The organism is Paenibacillus sp. MAEPY2, assembly GCF_000499205.1.
Lineage (GTDB): Bacteria > Bacillota > Bacilli > Paenibacillales > Paenibacillaceae > Paenibacillus > Paenibacillus vandeheii.
This window is the reverse complement of the sequence record NZ_AWUK01000007.1, coordinates 315,956-338,885: the sequence shown is the minus strand read 5'-3', so window position 1 is coordinate 338,885 and position 22,930 is coordinate 315,956. Positions and strand designations below refer to the sequence as shown.

Below are 22,930 nucleotides of genomic sequence, written 5' to 3'. Positions count from 1 at the left end.
ACGTTTGCAATAAATGATGACTGCGTTCGCTGCTTTCCTCTGCTAACCTTTAATGTTCAGAAGTCTTGTACGACACTGACTCCTCACGATACTCGCTCGGAGTCATGCCCGTATGTTTTTTGAACAGCCTGCTAAAATACTTAACGTCCTCATATCCGCTGATGGCGGCCACCTCACTTACTTTCGCGGGGGAAACTGCCAGCATGTCCATCGCGCGCCGAATTCGCATACTTGTTACAAAATCACCAAACGTGACGCCAGTTTCCTTCTTAAACAGCTCACTAAGATGACCCGGATGCAGATGAACCTGACCTGCGACATGTTGTAGGCTAAAATCCTGTACCGATCCGGATTCCATATAAGCAATAGCCTTCTGTACATGGGTAGTCCGTCCTTGCCCCATCTCGCTGTAATAGGTATGCATCAGTTCATATAAATGATGAAAAAGCAGATCCCGAAGTTCACCAGCATCGGCATTCGAGTCTGGCCTCCATGGTTCGAACCGTTCCAGGTCGTCTCTTCCAATGGCACGCATGGTACGAATTAACCAACGCTGTCCGGCATTCACGGCAGCATGCAGACAGGCATTGAAAGACTCTGGCGTTACTTCGGGGTCCATCAGGAGTGCATCCACCAGTTTTCGTGTCCATGTGGTCAACATAATTGAATCATTATCCATTAACAATGTTCCCAGCGTGGTTTCTTCCTCATGTTGAAGGACGGTTTTACCTCCTGTGCGGTGCAAAACGTCTTCATATTGCCATATCCTATCCTCAAGTAACCCATGGTAACGATATGCGAAGGACGCCGTTCGGTAGCTCTCATGCAGAAGCTGGACCTCCATGCAGGGTCTACCTACAGCTGCACGCAAAGTACATTTCAACAATTGCTCTATCCGTGTTAACGCAATGCTCAAAGTAAAGTGGAAATCCTGTTCATATGGGGGAAGCTTTACAACACAGATAATCCGGTCCTTTTGAATGTGTGCAATTGCACCTGGCAGAACATCCTCCAGCATATTTTGCACGGCAAAGTTCAGCAAAGCAGCGGAGGAACGATTCCACCCCGCAGCTTTCAAGATCAGAATCTGTCTCTGCATATGCTCCATGTCTGATGGAAATTCGGATTGCCCAGTCATTCCGGATTGGAGAAATTCAGGACAAGGACTAGATTCTACGTCTCCCTCAATGATCCATTCAGCGAACAAGCGCTGTTTGTTCTCTCGCAGCAGCTGCCCTTCTCTTGATTTCTCAGCCCAACGTTCGCTAATCCGTTGTTTGGCCTGAAGCACCGTCTTGATAATTTCTTCCGGCTTACTCGTCTTAAGCAAATAATCTGTGACACCTTGACGAATCGCTTGCTGAGCGTAAGAGAAGTCATCGTATCCCGACAAAATAAGGACCTCGAGTTCCGGCAGCATATGCAGCCCTTCCTCTGCCAGTTCAAGCCCCGTCCTTCCCGCCATCCGAATATCAGTCATCAAAATATGCGGCCTCTCCTCAGCCATGCGTGTTAAAGCCTCTTCTGCCGAGGCTGCTGGTGTAAGCAGCTCAATCCCCAGTTCATTCCAAGCGATTACACTGGCGAGCCCTGTGCGGATAATGACTTCATCATCAACTATCAGTAATCTCATGGCGATTCCTCCAAGATTGGAATGGAAAATGAAATTCGGGTTCCACCTCCGACTCGGCTGTCCACTTCGAGCTGCGCCTCAGCTCCATAATGAAGCAGTAGTCTTTCGTTCACATTGCGGAGCCCGTAGCCCCCTTGCTTCACAGGCTCTTTTTCCGTCCGATGGTGGTTTGAATCATGCTGCTGCTCTTCCTCATCCAATGACATAAGGCTGCTTCTGACATATTCCAGTCTGTCCCGCCCCATGCCAGCCCCGTCATCCAGAACAAGTACACTCATTCGTTCCTGTTCTTGCCGAATCATGATCGTAATTGTGCCCATACCCGCTTTTGGCTGAATTCCATGAACCATGGCATTTTCGACGAGTGGTTGGAGCAGCAATTTCAGCATCATTCGCTGTTCAAGTGCCTGATCAACAATATAATGTACGGCGAACTTGTCGGGAAAACGGATGGACTGCACACGAACATAATGGCGAATATGGGTGATTTCCTGCCCTACAGGACAATAATCCCTACCTTGATTCAAGCTGATACGCAAAAAATCACTTAATCCTTCGACCATCTCTGCGATCCGCTTTTCCTCAGACATCAAGGCAATCCAGTGAATCGACGAAAGGGTATTATACAGAAAATGAGGATTGATCTGCGCCTGAAGTGCTCTGAGATCAGCTTCCTTCTTGCGGGCTTCACCACGGATAACCTCTTTTTTCAATATCTCAATATGTGCACCGAGCAAATTATAACTCTCTCCCAGCTTGCCGATTTCATCATCACTTTCCGATCGGAATAGGGGCAGCGGTCGATCCGGGTCCATTCGGGACAGATGTCTTGTAAGAACTCGCAGCGGCCTTGTGATTCGTCGCACCGTAAACCAGACAAGTCCTGCACTGATCGCAGCAGACAGGCTCACTGCAACGGCAGTGAGGATAAGAATATAACCGTTTTCGGACTTATACTGATCATAGGGAACCGTTCCGGTCAGCGTCCAGCCTGTCAGCTGTTCCGGATAATACAGCAACGTACGTTTCTCATCGCCGCTGCCATATGTAGCGGTTCCACTTCCTTCTGGTTGAATCAGCGTTTGTACCTCAGGTTCGATCTTCTCCAATGACTGTCCAAGACGGGATTTGTCCATGGAAGACAAAATCTCTCCAGTGGAGCCGATCAGTTCAAGCCGACCTTCACCCTTACCCAGTCCCAGCGCCGCCCATCCTTTCGAGATGGCCTTCTCATCGAGACTGATCGCCAGCCATCCGATGGGGCGATAATCATGAATACTGCGAATGGGTCGAACCAAGGTGATTACATTTTGGATACCGGCATAATTCTGAACCGGATATACGCCAGTCCAAGCTTTAACTGCATCCCCATGCGGAGCAGGAGGATACGATACATTGGATGATTCATACCAAGTAGCCGTAGAGAGAACCGCATCAAAACGATCCGGATAGAGAGCAATGTTGGCAATATATTTTTTGGAAGCGGCCAGATTCGTCATCCTGCCCAAAATATCCACACGCTCCTGCACATCGTCCTCATTGCTACTTAAATACTGCTGAATGTCTCTTTCTCCAATCAGAAAAATCGACAGCGTCTCGACATCCTGCAGCATATAACGCAAATTCGCTTCCACCTGCTTCAGTGTGTCCATGCCCGAAAGCTTTGTTTTTTGTTCTGTGATGCGGGTAGAGATGAGAAAAGCGAACAGCCCCAGTGCCAGCAGCGGTACAATCATGGAAGCCGTAACCACGACGGACAACTTCCGTTGCAGTGAAGATGTTAGCCAGCGTCCCACACCTTTTCCTCCTCTGGATGCGCTTTCGTTTACCCTTTGACTGCTCCGGCCGTCATGCCTTTCATGACTTGTTCCTGAAATACCAGATATAGAATGATGGTCGGGATTACGGACAAGGTCATGGCAGCAAGAGTCAGGCCGTAATCGGTCTGATATCCGTCGGCAAAATTGGCGATCGCGAGCGGTAACGTTTTCAAACCTGTTTTGTTAATGAACACGAGTGCAAACGAAAAGTCATTCCACGCGTGCAGAAAACTCAGAATAGTGACCGTTGACAAGGCAGGTAAGGACATGGGAAGCATGATACGGGTGAACAGCCCCCATAGACCTGTTCCATCCATAAAAGCAGCCTCTTCAATATCACGTGGAATACTGGTTAAATAAGCTGTCAGCACAAATATCGCGGTTGGCAATGCAAATGCGGTATAAGGCAATATCAGTGCCCAATACGTATTCAGCAGAGACATCTGTTTCATCAAAATAAATAACGGGACCAGTGTGCTGTGAATGGGAATCAACATGCCTACAACGAAGAAAGTCATGATTAGCCCTTTCCAGCGAAACTGGAAACGTGCAAGTATAAATGAGGCCAGCGCTGCAATAAACAGCGTTAGGATAAGCGAACCTACAGATACAACCAGGGAATTGCCAAAAGCGGTTCCCAGCTTGGAGCTTTCCCAGGCATTGCTGAAATTTTCCACGTTCCATTTTCCCGGCAGCCCGAAGGGCCTGCTATAGAACTCTTCATTCGTTTTGAATGCACTGATCACAAGCCAGTAGAACGGATACAATGTTAAAATACCATAGACCGTCAACAGCGTCCAAACAATTCCACTACCGAATCGGCGAAGCGGATAGCCTGACGTATTCCCTGGTGTTGGCATGGATAAAGGTGTAACACTCATTACATTCCCCCCTCTCTCCTAATTCTCTTTTTTCTTACGACTTGTGGCCCACTGGCTTGTTCCGATAAGCAGCAGGGAAATTAGCACGATGGTGGTCGAGATAGCGCTCCCGAAGCCATAGCGATACGTTGTGAAGGTTGAATTATACATATACGTTGCCAGCAGCTCTGTCGCATGTGCCGGGCCGCCTTTGGTCATGATGTACACCAGATCGAATGATTTCAGGCTGCCCGAGATACATAGAATGATCGCCACCTGAACCGTTCCCCAGATCATGGGCAAAGAAATGGAAACCAGCTTGCGGATTCCGGAAGCACCGTCAATCTTGGCAGCGTCATGTATTTCACCCGGAATATTTTGCAGCGCCGAGATAAAAATAATCAGGTACAAACCGACAAAACTCCAGAGTAGTGGTGGCACCAGGGAGAAAATCGCAATTTTGTCATCCGAAAGCCACTGCAGCTTCCAGCTTTCCAGACCCAATGCATCCAGCAGGAAGTTCAGTATCCCGATTTGCGGATGATAGATATACTGCCAGATCATACCGATAACTACGGTGGATAATACCATCGGCAGAAATACGGCGGAACGCAGAAAACGCTGTAACGGATTGCTTTTGTGCAAAATGACCGCCAGCATCAACGCTAACGGAATTTGACCAAATACCGAGGCCAGAACAAAAATGACGTTGTTTTTCAAGGCCCGCCAAAATACGGAATCATGCCATATTTCCACATAGTTATCCAGTCCGATATATTTTGATTCACCGATCCCCGACCAGTTGAAGAATCCATAGTACGCTGACCATACAACCGGCACAAATACAAACAAAGCGTAAATCACAACTGCCGGAGCGAGCCCCAGCATTATAAAACGTCGACTGCGCAATGCGTTCATTTTGCTCACTTCCTTTCCTCATACCCTTTAGCAAGTACAACTCTTGATATCATTGTAAAACCCCTCCCCTGGCGGGAAGGGGTTTAAATCTTACCGTAATGCATCTTAACGCTCCAAAATCGGGACAATCTATGACTTAATTTCCGACTGCATTGGCTTGGGACGCCTGAATTTTATTCGCGATGTCTGCGGCTTTGCCACCCATTAATAGCTCCTGCAATCCATTATTGATAACCTCTACGGTTGCAGAACCTAGCTTGGAATCATACACCGGAGTAATTTTTACCTTCTGCATTAAGTCATAGAGCTCCACAAACAATGGATGGGCTTTGGATTTATCCAGATCAATCTTGTAGCTGACCAGCGTGCTGCTATCCAGGGTTGCCTTCTGACCTTCAGGACCTGCCAAAGCGTAGAACAGCTCCATGGCCGCATCCTTCTGGGCACCGCTTAACTTTTTGCTTACACCCAAGCCAGTCCCTACAACGCCAGATGTCGTTCTGGCCTCACCTTGGCCTCCATCTACTGCTGGTAAAATTGTAATGTGTGTATTGTTCAAAATGTCTTCCGGTGCGTTGTTGACAAGGTTGGCCAATGCCCATCCACCGTTCATCACCATAGCTGCTTTTCCCTGGAAGTACAGCTGCATCATCTGTGTTTCGTCAATACTGTTGAAACCATCCTGAAATGCTTTGCTGTTACCGAGTTCCTGCATTTTGTCCAGCGCCTGGATGAACTGTGGGTCTGTAAAGCTGGCCCCATCCTGGGCTGCTGCCTTTAAGAACCAGTCTGTGCCGGTTACCCGGTCAGCCAATGTACTGAAGATGGTGGATTGGGCCACCCAATTGGCTTTGTTCCCCAGTGCGATCGGTATGATTTTGTTCTCATTAAATATAGCAAAGGCCTGCTCCAACTCAGCCCATGTTTCAGGTACTTTCACGTTGTACTGCTTGAACAGTGCTTCATTGTAATAAATAAAGGATGTGGGTGCGAGATTCATCGGTACCGAGTAGATATCCCCATCGACCGTATAACCTTCCAGGGCGTTCGGAATAAAGTTGTCTTTCCATTCCGGCTTCGCGTCCAGCTCGGCATTGATCGGCTGCAGCAGATCCCCCTTCACAAACTCCTTAGTCATCGCATCCGGCCACATGACGAACAGATCCGGCATTTCATTGGCCGCTGCTACCGTCCGGAGCCTTGTTTTGAGGCCATCTGTCGGCAGACCTTCATCCACCACTTCAATATCCGGGTGCGACCCACGGAAGTCTTCAATAATTTTGCGCATTGCCACCGCTTTGGCATCTTGTCCAGTCCAGTTGTGCCAGATGGTGACGGTTACTTTATCCTTGCTGTCGCTGCCTTCTGAGCTTTCCCCGCCGCCGCAACCAGCCAGAACGATGGAAAACAACGCCATTGTCAACATTCCCGAAAGCCATTTTTTCAACATCTTTATAGTCCCCCTTGGCGATTTGAATACACTTATTGTAAATGGTGACGCTGTCATTTTGTAAGGTGACGATGCACGGATGCAGGGGTGAAAAATATCGGATACCTGGTGGAACCTTCAATCTTTGCTTCCATATAAAAAGAGCCCTCACGATGAGAGCTCTTTGTTGAATTTGTACTCATATATCATTCATGCTTATAAATAAATGAATAGATAAGTTCTGTTTTATTTCATACTGTCTTTCACAAGTGCTGCAAAAGCTTCCGAACCTTCCTTGGTCAGATGTACACCATCTTTTTCAAAATATTCGTCATGCCCTTCACTTGCAGTGTGCCAATCAATAAGAGATACATTACTGTAATCGGAAGCTGCTTCGTTCAGTGCCTTATTCACCGTTCGTTCCCATGGGCGAGGAACTCGCACGGTAACCAGATAAACATGTTCTTCATCTTTCAAATAATCCAGCACCGAATTCAGACTCTTGGAATTGAATGAACCGTTCGTCCCAAGTTCCAGCACAACCTGACTGCCCATTTGGTTATTTCTCTTCAGGCCATCCAGTACTTCGGCAGCCTCCCACATCTGACGGCCAATATGACCATCCACATGAACGCCCGAAATGGTTTGTTCAAGATAAGGCTTCGCATCCAAAATAACCGAATCCCCAATGACCGTATAATGAATCTTGCCGTCTTTGGCTGGAGGGGCTGTCTCCCCCTCCTCTGTGGACGAATCTGACGTATTTACAGGATCATCCAGTTGTTCATTACCTTTGTCTTCTGGATTCCCCGGATTGTCGGTGCTGCCTTTGGGTTTACCAATAGCATGGTTTGAGTCACCAGGAGTTGATCCTTTTTCCTCACCTGAACTTGCTTTCTCAGGTTCGGGTGCTTTATCCGGCTTCGTCGTTTGCCGTTCTCCTTCACTAGGTGGATCTACAGTGTTCGCCGCTGGTTTATCGTTTTTCTGTGGCACAGGTTGGTTGGTCCCGGAAGTGCCGGAAGTGCTCACTGTGGCTGGAAGGACGTCCTGTCCTTTTTCCTCCGTTACGGAGTGTTCTCCATTCAGCGTAGCCGACATCGATACCGAATGGGAGTCAGAGTTCGCAGCAGACGTAATCATCATCTGTGATACGGTAAACGACATCAGCAGAACGCTCATCAGCAATCCAGCGCGCTTCCACCATACGTTACGTATTCCTGTTGCATTGCGCCCTCGGCCCCATAACCGGGACCAGGTATCCCGAAAACCGTTATGACGAATTGGATTCTCAATATATTTAAGTGACAAGGAGGCCAGTGCAACCGTTGCTGCAACCTGCAAAACCATTCGGACAGGATGCGCTCCACCTGTATCTACCGTTGGACTCGTCAGAATAATGACAGGATAATGCCACAAATATAATCCATAGGATCGTTCCCCGATCCAGCGCAATGGCTTAACGCCAATGATCCGTGCCAGGAAGGATGAAGGATGAGCCAATACAGCTACGAGCAATGTCGTCGCTATGGCCTGAAGCACCATTCCTCCTCGATACAATGAAGGGTCGTACTCGCTGGTGTTCAGCATCATGTAAATTAACAAAGCCAGCGCAGCTAAGCCTGTCACATCCAGAACAAGTCGATTCATGCCGGCAAGGGACGATGATAGCTTGCGACTTGGCCATACCACGGCCAGTGCTGCGCCAGCCAGTAAGGCAAATGCTCTTGTATCCGTTCCATAATAAACACGGCTCGGGTCCAGATCCGGATTATACATGATGGCCATTGCACCAGCAGACAATTCAGCTGCTACAACAATAAAGACGACCAGCCATCCCTTTCTTTTGAACAAGACGATTGCTGCCACCAGTAGAAGGGGCCATACGATATAAAACTGTTCTTCCACAGCGAGTGACCAGAAATGTCCAAAGGGTGATGGAGGGCCGAAACTTTCGAAATAGGAAACGTTATGAAAGATGTACCACCAATTACTTATGTATAATATTCCCGAGACAATGTCTCCACGCAAGGCAGCGAGTCGAGATGGATCTGTGCAGAGCAGCCAAATCATCACCCCTGCTGTCATTGTGATCATGCCGGGTAGCAGGCGCCTTACTCTTCGCACCCAGAAATCACCAAGGGATATCCGGCCATGCTCCTGCCATTGAGTCAAAAGAATGTCTGTAATCAAATAACCTGAGAGAACAAAGAAAATCCCCACACCGAGCAAACCGCCCGGAATAAAACCTAAATTCAGATGATACCCTATAACTGCAAGCACTGCGATGGCTCGTAAACCATCCAGTCCGTTCATATGCCGCTTGCTTTTCAACGATTGTGACATGCGAGCCCCTCCTTGACAATGTGAGTCGACATCATCCATGTCTGGGGCGTTCGAGAACTCCTTGTGGTTCTGGTTGTCATTAACATACGTATTGCACCTTCCATCATTCATTTACAACATAAAGAAGACGTAGTACTTAACCATGATGCTTTATGAGTACGATCTCTTTATATCTTTGTCGTTATCTCCCGTTTAGCATTATACGCCCGAAAGAAACATCACAAATTACAGTAATAGTTACAATCCAGTGAAACGATGTAACCTTTCCTGCCAAGCTTATACAGCTGTAAAATCATACTCTAATTTTATTGTTAAATACAGCATTTTTCATGGAATGGCTAATATTACCTTGCCTTTTATTGCATATATGAGCAGCCCCCTGTTGGGACTGAAATAGATAAACGAACAATAGGAAAAGGCTGCCGACTTGCTCAGCAGCCAATAACCATTATAAACCTATCTCTTGCCGGATTGAAAGTTTTGCTCATAATTGCATCTAGGTGCCTAGGACTCTAGAGGTAAAACGGATGAATCTTCTCTTCCGCGCCCCCATCAAGGATTCGATAAGAGGATCGTCCTATGTACATTGGAATTTGCAATTTATCCAGATTAACCATTCCATTGTCCAGGAAGTATTCGGGGTCTTGATACCGTTGTAACACTTCGCCTGCAATCCATTCATGATCTCCATACGTCGTTATATCCATGACCTTGCACTCATAAGCAAAGTAAGCTTCGGTCAGAATCGGTACATTCACTTTGATTCCTTCTTCGTATGTAATCCCGAATTTCGAGAATTTATCTGTGTCTCTTCCACTGAAGGTTCCCGCAGCCTGTATCCACTCCGAATGATGACCCGGAAGAAAATGTACTCCGAAAGCTCCACTCTGTTCAATCAACTCATAAGAGTACGTTTCCTTCCGCAGCGAAATCCCGTAAATTCCAGGAGACGATCCAATATAGGTATGCCAGCCTGAGGCCATGACATTCTGCAATCCCTTATGACGGGATGTCACTACCGCTACCATTCCGGGATATGAATAAAACAAGGGTTCATCTATCGGTTTCCGCACCTGATCACCTCTTCTTCGTTATCAATCAGCCTCAAAGCTGTGAAAGACCACTTTCTCATCCATTATTATACAATATAAGTAAAGGATGAGAAAGAATTACTTTCCTACATAACAAGTCTACAGTCAGAAAGACACAGAAATCGTTTTTTAGTACAAATCGCCATGGATTGCGTTATGACTAGCATTCATAGTAATCTTGATTAAACACAACTGAGAAATGGGGATTAGCAATGATTGAAAAAGCAACGTTTGCCGGGGGATGTTTCTGGTGTATGGTAAGTCCTTTTGAAGAGCAGCCCGGCATTCACGGGATTATATCCGGATACATGGGTGGAACCGTAGAAAACCCTACATATGAGCAAGTATTGACCGGAGAAACGGGACATTTGGAAGTCGTGCAAATCTCGTTTGATCCAGCCATTTTCCCATATGAGAAATTACTTGAACTGTACTGGCCCCAGATCGATCCAACAGATGCGACCGGACAAGGTAATGATCGCAAGAGCCAATATCGGGCTGCCATCCTGTATCATAATGAAGAGCAGCGCCAATTGGCCCTCAAATCGAGAGAGGAACTGGGCAAAACAGGCCGATTTGATAAACCTGTCGTTACAGCCATTGAGGAAGCCTCCGTATTTTATCCGGCAGAAGAATATCATCAAAATTTCCATCGCAAAGATCCGAAATATTATAAAGAATCCCGGATCTACTCCGGACGTGATGAAATTATCAAGAAATATTGGAGCTAAACTCTTTAAGTAATAAAGCGGCACATGGGCCGCTTTTTTTGTTGATCTTTTTTACAGTACATCAATATGGATGTTCTACTCTTTCTCCACGATGGAACAAACGAGATCAGATTTTTTCTGTGATGCAATCTACTGTTTGCTAAATGTTTAGGTTAACCCTTCCAAATTTCCTGATTGAAATCGCCCCTTATTCGAAGGTTGGTTATGAACTGCCTCTCATTCGTCCATACTATGACCTACGAATAAAACGTCATCACGTATGGCAGGGGAGGAAGCACCATGAACCGGAAAAACCCGTATCATCTCAATCAACCTGCAGCAGAACTGCCCGTTCCACTTGAATTCGATCGCAGCTGGCTAACCCAATTGGAGTCCAGACTTGATAAAGGCGGCCCTTGGGGTGATTACAGACTCTTTCAACTTGGCATTCAAGCGGAAGAGACGAATCTGATTCCCAACTTTGATGAAATCCAGTGTCTGAAGCATTTACAGGGACTCACCCCTCTTCCACACCAGATGGACACTGCACGTAAAGTACTGTTTGAAATGTCAGGCCGTGCCATTCTTGCCGATGAGGTTGGACTTGGCAAAACGATAGAAGCTGGCCTGATTTTGAAAGAATATATGGTTCGTGGACTCGTATCCAAAGTTCTGATTCTCGTGCCTGCATCCCTTGTACTGCAATGGGTCCGGGAGCTGAATTCCAAATTTGGCATCCCTGCGGTTGCACAGAAAAAAGCCTATTCCTGGCAAAATGAAATCGTGGTTGCCTCTATGGATACAGCGAAGCGTGACCCCCATAAGGATTTGCTGCTGAATACAGATTACGACATGATTATTATTGATGAAGCGCATAAGCTCAAAAATAAAAAAACGACCAACTATCAATTCATGCTGAAATTGCGGAAAAAGTACTGTCTGCTGCTCACGGCTACGCCGGTTCAGAATGACATGAGTGAGCTGTTCAATCTCATTAACCTGCTCAAACCGGGACAGCTTGGCCGTCAGGGTGATTTTGCAGCCAATTTTGTCGTCGACAAACGTATTCCGAAAAATCAGGATCAGCTCAAGGATGAGCTGTCCAAAGTCATGATCCGTAACCGACGCGGAGAAGGACCTGTGCAGTTTACCAAACGGAACGTATCCAATGTGAATTTGCAGCTATCTGCCGAAGAACAGGCCCTTTACGATGGTGTAACCTCTTTTGTGAAAGATCAGTATCAGGAAGCGGGTGGCAACTTGAGCAGCATGCTCTCCCTGGTGACGTTGCAGCGCGAAGTGTGCAGCAGCCGGGATGCCGTGTTTGTAACCCTGGTCAATCTGTCCAAGAAACTTCCACTGGACTCTCCGCTGCGGGACAAGATTTGGGAGCTCGTTGCCCATATTAAAGCGATCAAGGAAAATACCAAAGCGGAAAAAACGATGGAACTCGTTCGTGAAATGAATGAGAAGGTTATTATTTTCACCGAATACCGTGCCACGCAGGAGTACTTGCTCAATTATTTTCGCAACAACGGCCTAACCGCTGTTCCCTACCGTGGCGGTATGAATCGGGGTAAAAAAGACTGGATGATGGACCTCTTCCGCGGCCGCGTACAAGCGATGATTGCCACCGAAGCGGGCGGTGAGGGCATCAACCTTCAATTTTGCCATCACATGATCAACTTCGACCTGCCTTGGAACCCCATGCGTGTCGAGCAGCGGATCGGTCGCGTACACCGACTGGGACAGCAGAATGATGTGAACATCTACAACCTTTCGACGACAGGCACAATCGAGGAGCATATTCTGAACCTGCTTCATGAGAAGATCAACATGTTCGAGATGGTCATTGGTGGATTGGATGTCATTCTGGAGCGGCTGGAGAAGAAGGAATCCATCGAAAAAAGTTTGTACAAAATCATGCTTGAATCACAAAATGAAGAGGATATCCGCCGTAAAATGGATTCGCTTGGACAATCGCTGAATTCCATTCAGCGTGAAGTCGCAGATGAGGCACCAGCCGTATCCGGGCTTGACCTTCGCAAAGGAGGCCTCTGATCATGACTATGTCACCCCATGAAGTGCAGGCGTATGTACTCACTTACCTGGAAACACTAGATTGTCAGATTATGGAGCGTTCCCCTGCCCATGTTACGGTAAAGCTTTCACCTGAAGCCGACAAGGCGTTAACCAACCGTCCGTATTATTGGGGATTTGTGGAGCGAACCGGAGCACCTGCGGAGACGATGTCCTTTACCTTTGTCTTTGATCCGGATGCCTATCAACAGGCACTGGAAGCTGAGGAAACAAAAGCTGCACAGATAGCTCCCCCACCCCCACCAGGTGCCGGTAGCCCCGAGGCTCCCAAAGAGACTATTCTAGGTCGGTATTTCGGTATTGTCCCTTCTCTGCCACAGCTGGGACCCGGACGGATTTTAAAAGAAGATGTTGTATACGGCAGCCGCAGGCTGCAACAAATCTTCAATGCAGCGCGTGAAGGCGGCGCATTTGTCAACCTGTTCGAACAGGCTGCAAAACGGCAATTGCGCGCTACCGCACCAGCAGTATATGAGCCATGGCTTGGTGTGTGTTTTAAAGTGGAATTTGCCTGTGATTTAAAAAAGGAGGAACTTCATTTTATCGGCATCTCCCTCAGAACAGGGGATATTGTCGAGAAGTTCGGCTCGAAGCTGAACAGGCGTGACCTCAGCCCAAGACTGGCTGAGAACATGCATGTACAGACCGCCAAAATATCGCTAGCCGATGCCGGAGCAGCTCTGGAATCCCATTTGACAAACCGCTTGCTCGAACTTGACTATAGCTGGGCTGAGAAAGCCAAAGAAAGGCTTGATCTGGAACTGGCTGTCGTGGATACGTACTATGAAGCAGTCCTTAGAGAGGACACCCCCGAGGTCGACGTAGATGTGACCTCCGCCTCCAGTACAGACGGGAGTTCAACTGTTCAGGCTCAAGAGGGGACGGGGCCTTCTGTCCATATCCAGACTTCTCGCTCCGGCCCTTCTCGTATCCAGAATGTACATTTACAGCCCATGGGATCAACTGGTGTAACAGTAACAGCCGGATCTGATGTCGAACTGGCGGCTGAAGCTGAGGCACAGACAGAACCAGAAACGGACCCGGAACAGGATAAAGCCCGACAAGCGGTGTTAGACCGTGAAGCTATGAAGCTGCAATACGAAACGCGCCGTACCGAGATGATCTGGCAATATGAGCCAAAAGTGAAGGTGACCGCCATTAGCAGCGGCATGTTTCATTTAAGATAGACGACGAAGACACTACTTTTCCCGCAAATGACGGCAAAAGTAGTGTTTATTCATGATGGGCAGCCCGACAGGTTGCAGCAACCTTTGCACAGCTTGTCCTCTAGAATGAAACTAGAACCGATCATGCAACGGGATGTTAAGTCCTTTTTGTCATGATATGTACCCTAGAAAAGTAGGTGTTTAGCATGAAACGACCCTTCCACCCTGCGTGGAACGTATTGCGACGAATTACAGGCATTGCTGTGTGCCTTCTATGTGTAATGACCCTGCTCCCCTTACTGCAAGCCGAAGGTGCTGGAATTCAAAACGCGTCTAGATCGATTCAACCTTTTACATCTGCCAAAAGTACGGCTGAACTTCATTCCGACACATTGGCCCCAGATGCAGTACAACAGTTTGCACGCAAGCAAGCCACCGTTCTCGCTACTGAACATGCAGGAAACCGTTGGGATCACGCTCAATTGGAATTTTACCCCCTCGGGCCAGGTACGCGCAGCTGGCTTGTATACGCTAATGTTGAAGGTTCACCCGTAGGTTATATGATTATCTCAGCGAACGACCAGGGGCATTTGCAGCTTAGCGAGTATGGTCAGGGAGAACAACGTCCGTACGACATTTCCTTGTTGGATCAAGCCCTGGATAGACAACAATTGGACTTAAAGGAGCTAATTACGGACGGTGGAGCGCTTCAACTGCGTTATGCTTTTCCCTTGCTGGCCTATTGGAAAGTCGAAAGACCTGAGCAGGATGCAATCTACATTGACGCGACCAACGGTGATACCCTGCCAACCGGTGTTCTGAATGTACTGGATACGGACTCACAGCAGTTTACGAAACGATTGAAGTCCATAAGACCAATATCTGGACAAACTGTCGTTATGACACCCGATGATACATCTAAAGTCGCCTCAACATCTGTTGACTCTATGGACCTGCAACCGCTGTTTGATCCCGCGGACAATCTGTTATGGATCACATCCAAGGCTGTTTCAATCACCGGAGTGAAAACATTAAATCAGCAATGGAAGGAACATAAAAAGATCGTTTTCTCTGCGGATCAACAAAATGTCCTATATGGCGGGCCTCTGCCCGTCAGTGGTTATCAGATCTGGCGTAACGACCGTGGCACAGTTCAAAATCAGTATGTAGCTATTGGCGGTAAGACTTCGGTAAGACGGTTTGTACCTCTTCAGACCTTACTGAGGGACGGGAATTTCTATGCTGTGAAACCATGAACGATTCACACAACAAATAAGACGCCTTCCTCTGGTTCTTCATAGGAATGCGTCTTTTTCTTTGGGGAGAAGCTAAGCTACTACCTGCGTTAGTTGTTGATTTACCCTTTACCGGAGGAGCTTCGTTTCTGCATATCCCCCTGCGTATTCATCGATTTTTCCTTTTTCCCTACCCACAGGGATACAGCAAAAGGAATCATTCCAAACCACTTCATGGTCCACGGTTCTTTGGCTTTGGTGCGTGCTTTACGTTCATCCTTCGGTGTGTCGATATAATGAACGACTCTTTGCGTGATGTATTTCACCAGCTCATCACTTTTGGCCATAACCTTTGCCTCCTTTAGCTCCGGCATAGCCGGGGCTTATGTTACCTCTATTGTGTGCAGAAGCGATCATCGATAAACATTTTTTTGCTGGGAGTAGTATGAAAAACAGAAGAATGCACAGTCTAATGCCAAAGGTATCCATCCACTACTTCATGGCATAAGATGCCTATTTCAAAAAGGAGCGTGTATTCTCATGTATAAGCTGCTGGCCGCATTGATGGCATTGCTAATCAGCATCAGTTGCATTCCCGTGAACTCCCACGCCGGCGCGGCGAAAGTCACACCAACCAATCTGCCTACATTGTATTCACAACGATCACCCATAAGCCAATCCATGCTGCCGGTAACCGATGGAGATGCCTATCATTCCACTCATCATGCGTTTGCAGCACCTGTAATCCTTCTGGACGTCGGTCACGGCGGCATTGATGGTGGAACAACAGACCACGGAGTACTGGAAAAAGACATCAACCTGGCCATTAGCCAAAGGGTGTATCTCCTGCTTCGCAGCAAGGGTTATGCGGTCATCATCAACCGACTCGGAGATTATGCGCTGAGTGACGAAAATCGCTGGTTAAACAGTCGCTCACGCCATCGCAAGGATTTGGCACAACGCAAAAGCCTTAGCGAAGAGGTCAGCACCGACATCGTCGTCAGTATCCATGCCAATTGGAGTCCCAGATCGTCTACACGAGGTCCGGTTGTTTTGTATCAGAATGAAGGACGCAGCTACATGCTGGCAAGCTCCATTCAGAATGAACTTAATCAATTGTATGAGACACAACGCGATGTCGTATGGGGCAAGCCCTTTTACCTGTTAAATCATGTGAAGCAACCCGCTGTAATTGTTGAAACCGGATTTCTGAGCAATGCACGCGATCGCGCGATGATCAGTGATCCTAAACAACAGAAACGGATTGCACAGTCCATCGCAAATGGCATTATTTATTATCTGTCGGCAGTTTAGGCTCAGCTTGCCAATGCCAAACATCACGAACCAGATCGCTAATGCCGACAAATTCAATCTGACCTTTGAGTCGGGAGACGGATTCATGGACTACAGCAGAGGTATTTAATCCGGTATGGCCAACATGGCCAATCACGACACACACATCCTTATCCATGGCACGCTTGGCCGCCAGATCCATTTGCTTGCGTATATGTTGTTTGGAGTTATGGTCATCCAAAAAAATGTCGTTGCCGACTGGTGGCATATTTTTGGTGATGGCCAATTCCCCGACTACGGAGCGGAAATTGGTACGACTATCCACAAAAAACAGCCCTCGCTCTCGACATACATCCAATACAATGGACATGATGCGTTTGTCAGACGTAATTTTGGAACCCATATGATTGTTCATGCCGATGGCATATGGAACCTCATCAATGGCCTTCTCCACTCGATCACGTACTTCTTCATCCGTCAGATTCGAAGTGATCGCACCTGGACCTAGCCATTCTGGTCGTCCCTTATTCGGCTCCATGGGCATGTGAACAATGACATCCATCCCTTTTTCATGCGCCGCAATCGCATCTTTCTTCGTCGTTTGCAGGAATGGCATCACGGCCAATGTCAGCTTCACCGGCGTTGCCAAAATTTCAGAAGTACCTTTCATGTTATTTCCCGCATCATCAATAATGATCGCCATTCGTTTATGCTGGGTTGATTTTGCTGGAGTTTCTGATGATGTATAACCTGAAGTTGAATTCCCAGGTACTTGCATTGAAGATTGCTCCGTTATTACTTGCTCTGGCGCCTGCCCTGAACGAAGCTGTGATTCCGCACTGCTGGCAGAAAGGCCCGTACCGTAAACCATTAATATCGTACCTGTCAACACCACTGACATTTTAAATTTCCAGGTGCAGGACCACCCTTTTCGTTCGGCCTTATTCATCCATCGTTCCCTCCTTTGTTCTGTCCCATCATTATTTGAACAATGAAGGGGGAATATGTAGACAAAAAAAGCCTGTTCATTCCAATGGAGTACCTAAGGCCACAGTATTGGACTGCTGTAAGCGATATTGGCGCGGGGCCTGACCTGTCAGTTGATGAAAGAGTCTGGAGAAATAATGAACGGAGCTAAAATGATATTTTTCTGCGATCTGTGTGATACTTAGTGTCGTATGTTGCAGATCATGCTTCGCCCGTCCAATACGAAAGTGATTCATATACTGAATGGGAGAGTATCCGGTAGATTTCCGGAACAACTCGAAAAAATGTCCTCGGCTCATATTGAGGCTTTTGTAATAAATCTCCAGTGGCTTGGGTGCTCCGTGAAGTAAGTCCTGTTCCATCATTTTAAGCATATGACCTATCCGGCGATCTGGAATTAAATCGTCCTTCCGCATGCAGCAGTTCAGAAAATAGTCAATAAATGTCTGAAAATTACGCTGAATCATCAAGCTGCGCATAAAGGTTTGCTCGTTGGTGTATGACCCGCTGTTATAAAAATCCTGGAACAGATCCTGCCAAATCCGCAGCGACTCCACCTTTGAATTTTCCCTAAGCGTATAAGGGAAGCCCGGGCCAACAAAGGCTTGATGCAACTCCTGCGGCGGATAACAGATCGGACAGGCTGTATCAAACACAGCTTTGCGCTCCACATAGTGCCAATCAAAATAACAGCACAGGTGTATCATAGGATTCTCCGCATCAGCCACCCATTCATGCAGCTGCCCCGCTGGAATATAGACCAAGGAACCCGGACCAAGCTTGCTGCTGTGACCATTTGTACTTAATACCCCATATCCTTCGTTAATCAAGTAAATGGAGCTGGTATAGCAAATTCTCGGAGAACTCGTCTGTCCTTTCACAAAAGGGTATCGTGTCGCCAAATATACATAGGGATGCAAGGAAGCAAAATCCATGGGAAGTTTCCTTTCCGACTCCGTTTCTCTTGAGGTTAACCTTTCATCTTCATGACCGAAAGGTACAATTCGGCACTAGAGGTACATATCAGCAGTACACCAATTGACCTGACTATCGTGCAAATCATGGACGTCTTGCTAAATACAGCAAACTGCTGTTCAGATACAGTAAAAACTGTACATCACATGACTTTCATGAGGAGGACGACTTGTGCCAAAGAATGATATGCAAACACAGACAAAATACGAGGTAAATAAGAATAACGGATATGAGCGGGCCAAGCTGCATCCGATTGCTTTCACGGGTCCTGCACCGGATTTCTTCGAAGGTGCCCTGCTCGGCAACGGAGGATTGGGCATCGTGGTAACAACTCGACCTGACGCCGTGATGCTCCATTTTGGACACAACAATGTTTGGGATATTCGTCTCGCCGAAGAACACCGTGACGAGCTGATGACTTTCCAAGAGGTCTATGACAGATTTGCTGCTCTTCCAGCCGACTTGCAACGATTGACGGATCATCCTTGGTACAAACAGTATTGTAAGCTTGCCGGGCAAAATTACAGTAAAGCTTATCCCAAGCCCATGCCCTGCGGATCGCTTTTACTGCGCTATGATCGACGAAAGGCTGAAATCATTGGCCATACCATTGATATTGCCAATGGCCTTTGTACCGTTGATTTCCTATTAGACGGCAAACCTGTCGTATTCGAGCTCTTTGTAGAAGCAGAGCGCGACCGGATCTGGATGAACGTGTATGATGCCGATACGGGCGCTTTGGCTGCCTTATTCAATGAGGTTAAGCTGATTCCTGATCCCGAAACACCGTCAGAATTCCCTCAAGCAGCAGTTATAACAGATAAAAATACGAACACACAGTCATTTACGCAAATTTTACCGCATGTGGAGCATCCATCTGCACCTTATGTAACTCAGGTAAAAGATAAGGCTTTCCGGCTCGCTGTAACCGTATCTGGATTATCCGAGATTGAAGAACAGCCCTTCCGCACGCCAGTTTCAGAAGCCATTCTCTCTCCTTCCGGAGTACATGAGCACGGCTTTCTGGCCTGCGCAGAGCTATGGGAAGGTCTTTATAATGAAATCGATGATGAAGCCCTTCCGCCAGATTTATCCTCTCATATTCAAGCTAAGGAAGAATCGACTGCAATGTGGCAGGATTATTGGAGCCGCTCCTCCGTCGCACTGGAAGATGAATTTTTGGAGCGGATCTGGTACCACAATCTGTACTTTTTCAACTGTGCAGTGAAAGAGGGCGTGACCTGTCCTGGCCTTTTTGCCAACTGGAGCTATCGAACCATCGGCGCAGACTGGCATGGGGATTACCACATGAATTACAACACCCAGCAGCCATTCTGGCTCGCATTCTCCAGCAACCATCTCGACAAACATCTTCCTTACGTGGATATGGTTGATCATGTACTTCCTGTCAGCCGAGCGTGGGCACGGGATTATTACGGACTGAGCGGAGCTTATTTCCCTCACTCAGCCTATCCTGTTGAGATGTCCATGATGCCCTACCCTGTCCCGCACTGGGGATGGGAAATCTGTGAGACGCCTTGGACCGTACAAAGTCTATGGTGGCACTATCTTTATTCCATGGACGAGACGTTCCTACGTGATCGTGCATTTGAACCCATGAAAGAAGCCGTGCTGTTCATGGTCGATTACATGAAACGCCCAGAAGCACAGGGGGAACGCTGGGGAGATGACAATTATCATATTTTTCCGACGGTGGTACCGGAGCTGTATGAGATTGCACCCGGTTTTGGCAAGAACAAAGATGGGTTGATTGACCTGACACTAACACGGTTTCTATTCAATGCGTTCACCCAAGCGTGCGGTATTCTTGAAAGGGTAGAAACCGAGCAGAAGCTTCTGGAAAATGTAAAGGAGATTTTGTGCCATTTCCCTTCTTATCCCACAGCCAAATCCGGCAAGGGTCCAGTCTTTGTGTCGGTTGAGGGCGAGGATCCTGACGTGGTGTATAACGTCCCGATTCCAATTACGACCGTATTTCCGGGCGAAGACCACGGGCTACATTCACCAGAGGAGGCATACCAGACCGCAGTAAACTCCTACCTTAACCACCGCAACGAAGGTGGGAATGAACTGGTATTCTATCATCTTGCCGGAGCCCGACTTGGCGTGTTGGATTTGGAACGCTTTAAGCGTCAAATCCAGTATTGTCTGCTGCCAAACGGAACTTGCACAGACCGGGTCCTAATGAGCGGTGGTCGCTACGCTGACACGGACAACTTCGATTTCATGTCCCGCATGGGCATCTGGTTCGAAAATTTCGCCCTGCCTGCTGTAATCAATGAATGCCTTCTTCAAAGCTATAATGGAAACCTGCGCTTCTTCCCCAACTGGCCGAACGGACAGAGGGCAGAGTTCCACACCCTCCGTGCCGTGGGTGGATTCCTCGTCAGTGCGGCTTTCGTGGATGGAGAAACCGATTGGATTGAAATTGAGAGCGAAGCAGGCAGCTCTCTTTCCTTCTATATCCCTTGGACAGAAGGGGCAATATGCACTCTTTCATCCGGCGAGCAATATATGTTGTCTGGTCCAATTGGCAAGGTCACAACAGTAACAGGAGATATTATCACTATGGTTAAAGCGAAGGTGTAGTGCATCGTGTAGAATGTGGTCAACAAGAAGAAGCGCCCCGGATCATCCCAGGACGCTTCTTTTTCCAAAATTACTCTTCAATTATTTAGAATTCCACAGCTCCATACGCTGAGCATATTTCTCGTTAATAATATCTTCCACTTTATCATCGCCGGCCTTTTTCATATCCTCCAGCATCTTGTCAAATACCGAATTGGCTTCAGCTTCACTTGGAGCAATAATCGCTCTTGTAATGCTCTGATCCATAATATCCTTCACCTTCTGGGCCGTCAGTGCTTGAGGTGTTCCCCCATCCGGATTCAGGTTATCATACTGAGCTGTATCCCATACGGAATCGCCGAGACTCTTGAGGGCCAGTTCATCTACTTCACTACGCTGGAATTTAACCGCCATGTCATACGGCTGTCCATTCGGATCCAGACCATTTTTGATAAACCATAACCATTTACGAACGCCGCTTTTCTTCACCGTATCATCCCAGTTATCCTTGAAGCTTTGCAGGAATGCAGGGTCCGGTTGTCGCTTACCATCCACCATCGTATATTGCTCGCCTTCCTTACCCCACAGCAGCAAATGCTGTCCTTCATCACTCGCCAGATAATTAAACAGCTTTATGGTTTCTTCCGGGTGCTTGTTGTTTTTGGTAATAGCAATGGCATCCCATCCAAGCGAGCTTCTTGGGCCAAATGTCGTTTGAGCCGGATCTACGCCCGGAGCAACAACCTTGTATGCAAACAACTGATTCTTTTCCCCGCCATCTTTCTTCAAGGCGCCATTACCGTTACCCGGGTCCCAATAAGCACCTGGTGTAGTGAACACCGCACCAGTCGTCAGCTTTTGAATCCAGGTCTGCGTTTTGCTAATAGCAAATTCCTTCTCAATCAGACCTTCTCTATATAAGCGATTGATATATAACAACATCTCACGATATTTGGGGTCCTTGACATCATATTGCAGACGTCCGTTGTTATCATAATACGTTTTTAAGCCCCACATGCCTTTGAAAGTTCCGAGATTCGCACCCATGTTCTCACCGTTCATGGTCATGGGGATGGACTCTTTGCCATCAATCGTTTTGTATTTTTCTTTAAAATTTTTCAGGAGAGCTTCAAACTCATCCGTTGTGAGTGGCTTCGAACCATCTGCTTGGTCTGGAAGAAACTCTTCCAGCAGGTTTTGTCTCATCAGCATACCGAAGACCGGATCACTGTCGAGTCCATACCAGTTTGCCAGATAGTAGTTCTTGCCGTCTGAATAACGTGTTTTGGTCAAGGTGTCGCCGTACATTTCTTTCAGATCAGAACCATACTTTTCAATTAACTCATCCAGTGGAATAAATGCGCCGCTTGAAATGTACTTATCGAGGGAAGCATCTCCCCGGCTCATGACCACCACATCCGGATAGTCACCACTGGCGAGCATCAGGCTCAGTTTTTCCGTTGGATTACCTGTTGGTTGTTGGATGGAAATCTCTATGCCCGTCTTTTTGGTAATTTCCTGGGCAACCGCATCGGTAAAAGGTTCTCCTTTGGTATTGCCATCAAACCAGGTTAGCGTAATCGGCCCTTGATCACCATCTTTACCCGCTGTATTGTTCTCCCCGTCATTGGAGGAGCAGCCCGCCAGCAAACCAACGACTAATGCAGCCGTAATTCCCATAGTCATCCATTTTTTTGTCTTTGTCATTGACACCCTAATTCCTCCCAATGAATAAATTCCTCTAGTGCTAGATTGAGCATTTCCAAAACGATCTCTGC

At 47.4% G+C, this 22,930-nt stretch carries 17 protein-coding genes; 6 read left to right on the top strand and 11 right to left on the bottom strand.

The genetic code is table 11. The features are described from left to right. Positions 1 to 49 precede the first annotated feature (49 nt). The 7 genes from P364_RS0106330 to P364_RS0106300 form a co-directional block, all read right to left on the bottom strand. The gene (locus P364_RS0106330) at positions 50 to 1,633 is read right to left on the bottom strand and encodes a helix-turn-helix domain-containing protein (protein ID WP_024629301.1); all 1,584 of its coding nucleotides are present in this window, start codon (positions 1,631 to 1,633) and stop codon (positions 50 to 52) included. Beyond that, positions 1,630 to 3,429, bottom strand: coding sequence for a cache domain-containing sensor histidine kinase (locus P364_RS0106325; protein ID WP_024629300.1), 1,800 nt, complete (start codon positions 3,427 to 3,429; stop codon positions 1,630 to 1,632). The genes P364_RS0106330 and P364_RS0106325 overlap by 4 nt, the downstream gene beginning before the upstream one ends. Positions 3,430 to 3,458: 29 nt before the next feature. Continuing rightward, the gene (locus P364_RS0106320) at positions 3,459 to 4,313 is read right to left on the bottom strand and encodes a carbohydrate ABC transporter permease (protein ID WP_373456234.1); all 855 of its coding nucleotides are present in this window, start codon (positions 4,311 to 4,313) and stop codon (positions 3,459 to 3,461) included. A 39-nt stretch (positions 4,314 to 4,352) separates the two neighbouring features. Next, on the bottom strand, positions 4,353 to 5,231 hold the full coding sequence (locus P364_RS0106315) for a carbohydrate ABC transporter permease (protein WP_024629298.1): 879 nt from the start codon (positions 5,229 to 5,231) through the stop codon (positions 4,353 to 4,355). Between the two features lie 136 nt (positions 5,232 to 5,367). Then, positions 5,368 to 6,681, bottom strand: a complete 1,314-nt coding sequence (locus tag P364_RS0106310) for an extracellular solute-binding protein (RefSeq protein WP_024629297.1) — start codon at positions 6,679 to 6,681, stop codon at positions 5,368 to 5,370. Between the two features lie 225 nt (positions 6,682 to 6,906). Beyond that, a complete protein-coding gene (locus tag P364_RS0106305; protein ID WP_024629296.1) occupies positions 6,907 to 9,006 on the bottom strand; it encodes an acyltransferase family protein in 2,100 nt (699 codons plus the stop codon). A gap of 512 nt (positions 9,007 to 9,518) precedes the next feature. Next, positions 9,519 to 10,079, bottom strand: a complete 561-nt coding sequence (locus tag P364_RS0106300) for a flavin reductase family protein (protein ID WP_024629295.1) — start codon at positions 10,077 to 10,079, stop codon at positions 9,519 to 9,521. 230 nt (positions 10,080 to 10,309) lie between these two features. Here P364_RS0106300 and msrA point away from each other — a divergent pair, with 230 nt between their 5' ends. The 4 genes from msrA (at position 10,310) to P364_RS0106280 (ending at position 15,329) form a co-directional block, all read left to right on the top strand. Continuing rightward, on the top strand, positions 10,310 to 10,828 hold the full coding sequence (gene msrA / locus P364_RS0106295; protein ID WP_029880776.1) for a peptide-methionine (S)-S-oxide reductase MsrA: 519 nt from the start codon (positions 10,310 to 10,312) through the stop codon (positions 10,826 to 10,828). A gap of 279 nt (positions 10,829 to 11,107) precedes the next feature. Beyond that, complete coding sequence (locus P364_RS0106290) at positions 11,108 to 12,868, top strand: DEAD/DEAH box helicase (RefSeq protein WP_024629293.1); 1,761 nt, start codon at positions 11,108 to 11,110, stop codon at positions 12,866 to 12,868. Positions 12,869 to 12,870: 2 nt separating this feature from the next. Further along, a complete protein-coding gene (locus P364_RS0106285; RefSeq protein WP_024629292.1) occupies positions 12,871 to 14,094 on the top strand; it encodes a YqhG family protein in 1,224 nt (407 codons plus the stop codon). Positions 14,095 to 14,279: 185 nt separating this feature from the next. Beyond that, on the top strand, positions 14,280 to 15,329 hold the full coding sequence (locus tag P364_RS0106280) for a hypothetical protein (protein WP_024629291.1): 1,050 nt from the start codon (positions 14,280 to 14,282) through the stop codon (positions 15,327 to 15,329). Between the two features lie 101 nt (positions 15,330 to 15,430). Here the strand turns inward: P364_RS0106280 and P364_RS35150 are convergent, their stop codons facing one another. Next, entirely contained in the window at positions 15,431 to 15,655 is a 225-nt protein-coding gene (locus P364_RS35150) for a YqzE family protein (protein WP_024629290.1), read from the bottom strand. Between the two features lie 193 nt (positions 15,656 to 15,848). On the opposite strand from P364_RS35150, the gene P364_RS0106270 reads away from it, so the two are divergent. After that, positions 15,849 to 16,622: an N-acetylmuramoyl-L-alanine amidase family protein gene (locus P364_RS0106270; protein WP_024629289.1), complete on the top strand. Its 774-nt coding sequence runs from the start codon at positions 15,849 to 15,851 to the stop codon at positions 16,620 to 16,622. On the opposite strand, the gene P364_RS0106265 is transcribed toward P364_RS0106270, so the two are convergent. Together P364_RS0106265 and P364_RS0106260 are read right to left on the bottom strand one after the other, a co-directional pair. Continuing rightward, positions 16,597 to 17,550 carry a divergent polysaccharide deacetylase family protein gene (locus P364_RS0106265; RefSeq protein ID WP_024629288.1) on the bottom strand — a complete coding sequence of 318 codons (954 nt, stop codon included), beginning with the start codon at positions 17,548 to 17,550 and terminating at the stop codon, positions 16,597 to 16,599. The two genes, P364_RS0106270 and P364_RS0106265, sit on opposite strands and share 26 nt — an antisense overlap. A gap of 76 nt (positions 17,551 to 17,626) precedes the next feature. Beyond that, positions 17,627 to 18,523, bottom strand: coding sequence for an AraC family transcriptional regulator (locus P364_RS0106260; RefSeq protein WP_024629287.1), 897 nt, complete (start codon positions 18,521 to 18,523; stop codon positions 17,627 to 17,629). Between the two features lie 211 nt (positions 18,524 to 18,734). Here P364_RS0106260 and P364_RS0106255 point away from each other — a divergent pair, with 211 nt between their 5' ends. Further along, positions 18,735 to 21,173 carry a glycosyl hydrolase family 95 catalytic domain-containing protein gene (locus P364_RS0106255; RefSeq protein WP_024629286.1) on the top strand — a complete coding sequence of 813 codons (2,439 nt, stop codon included), beginning with the start codon at positions 18,735 to 18,737 and terminating at the stop codon, positions 21,171 to 21,173. Positions 21,174 to 21,254: 81 nt separating this feature from the next. Here P364_RS0106255 and P364_RS0106250 read toward each other — a convergent pair whose 3' ends face one another. Beyond that, on the bottom strand, positions 21,255 to 22,859 hold the full coding sequence (locus P364_RS0106250; protein WP_024629285.1) for an extracellular solute-binding protein: 1,605 nt from the start codon (positions 22,857 to 22,859) through the stop codon (positions 21,255 to 21,257). Positions 22,860 to 22,930 lie beyond the last annotated feature (71 nt).

What these genes read in the sequence shown, in the direction of transcription:
- P364_RS0106315 (WP_024629298.1), bottom strand. Translation starts at nt 5,231, where the DNA reads ATGAACGCATTGCGCAGTCGACGTTTTATAATGCTGGGGCTCGCTCCG.
- P364_RS35150 (WP_024629290.1), bottom strand. Translation starts at nt 15,655, where the DNA reads ATGGCCAAAAGTGATGAGCTGGTGAAATACATCACGCAAAGAGTCGTT.
- P364_RS0106280 (WP_024629291.1), top strand. Translation starts at nt 14,280, where the DNA reads ATGAAACGACCCTTCCACCCTGCGTGGAACGTATTGCGACGAATTACA.
- P364_RS0106290 (WP_024629293.1), top strand. Translation starts at nt 11,108, where the DNA reads ATGAACCGGAAAAACCCGTATCATCTCAATCAACCTGCAGCAGAACTG.
- msrA (WP_029880776.1), top strand. Translation starts at nt 10,310, where the DNA reads ATGATTGAAAAAGCAACGTTTGCCGGGGGATGTTTCTGGTGTATGGTA.
- P364_RS0106285 (WP_024629292.1), top strand. Translation starts at nt 12,871, where the DNA reads ATGACTATGTCACCCCATGAAGTGCAGGCGTATGTACTCACTTACCTG.
- P364_RS0106320 (WP_373456234.1), bottom strand. Translation starts at nt 4,313, where the DNA reads ATGCCAACACCAGGGAATACGTCAGGCTATCCGCTTCGCCGATTCGGT.
- P364_RS0106330 (WP_024629301.1), bottom strand. Translation starts at nt 1,633, where the DNA reads ATGAGATTACTGATAGTTGATGATGAAGTCATTATCCGCACAGGGCTC.
- P364_RS0106265 (WP_024629288.1), bottom strand. Translation starts at nt 17,550, where the DNA reads ATGAATAAGGCCGAACGAAAAGGGTGGTCCTGCACCTGGAAATTTAAA.
- P364_RS0106270 (WP_024629289.1), top strand. Translation starts at nt 15,849, where the DNA reads ATGTATAAGCTGCTGGCCGCATTGATGGCATTGCTAATCAGCATCAGT.
- P364_RS0106260 (WP_024629287.1), bottom strand. Translation starts at nt 18,523, where the DNA reads ATGGATTTTGCTTCCTTGCATCCCTATGTATATTTGGCGACACGATAC.
- P364_RS0106310 (WP_024629297.1), bottom strand. Translation starts at nt 6,681, where the DNA reads ATGTTGAAAAAATGGCTTTCGGGAATGTTGACAATGGCGTTGTTTTCC.
- P364_RS0106250 (WP_024629285.1), bottom strand. Translation starts at nt 22,859, where the DNA reads ATGACAAAGACAAAAAAATGGATGACTATGGGAATTACGGCTGCATTA.
- P364_RS0106305 (WP_024629296.1), bottom strand. Translation starts at nt 9,006, where the DNA reads ATGTCACAATCGTTGAAAAGCAAGCGGCATATGAACGGACTGGATGGT.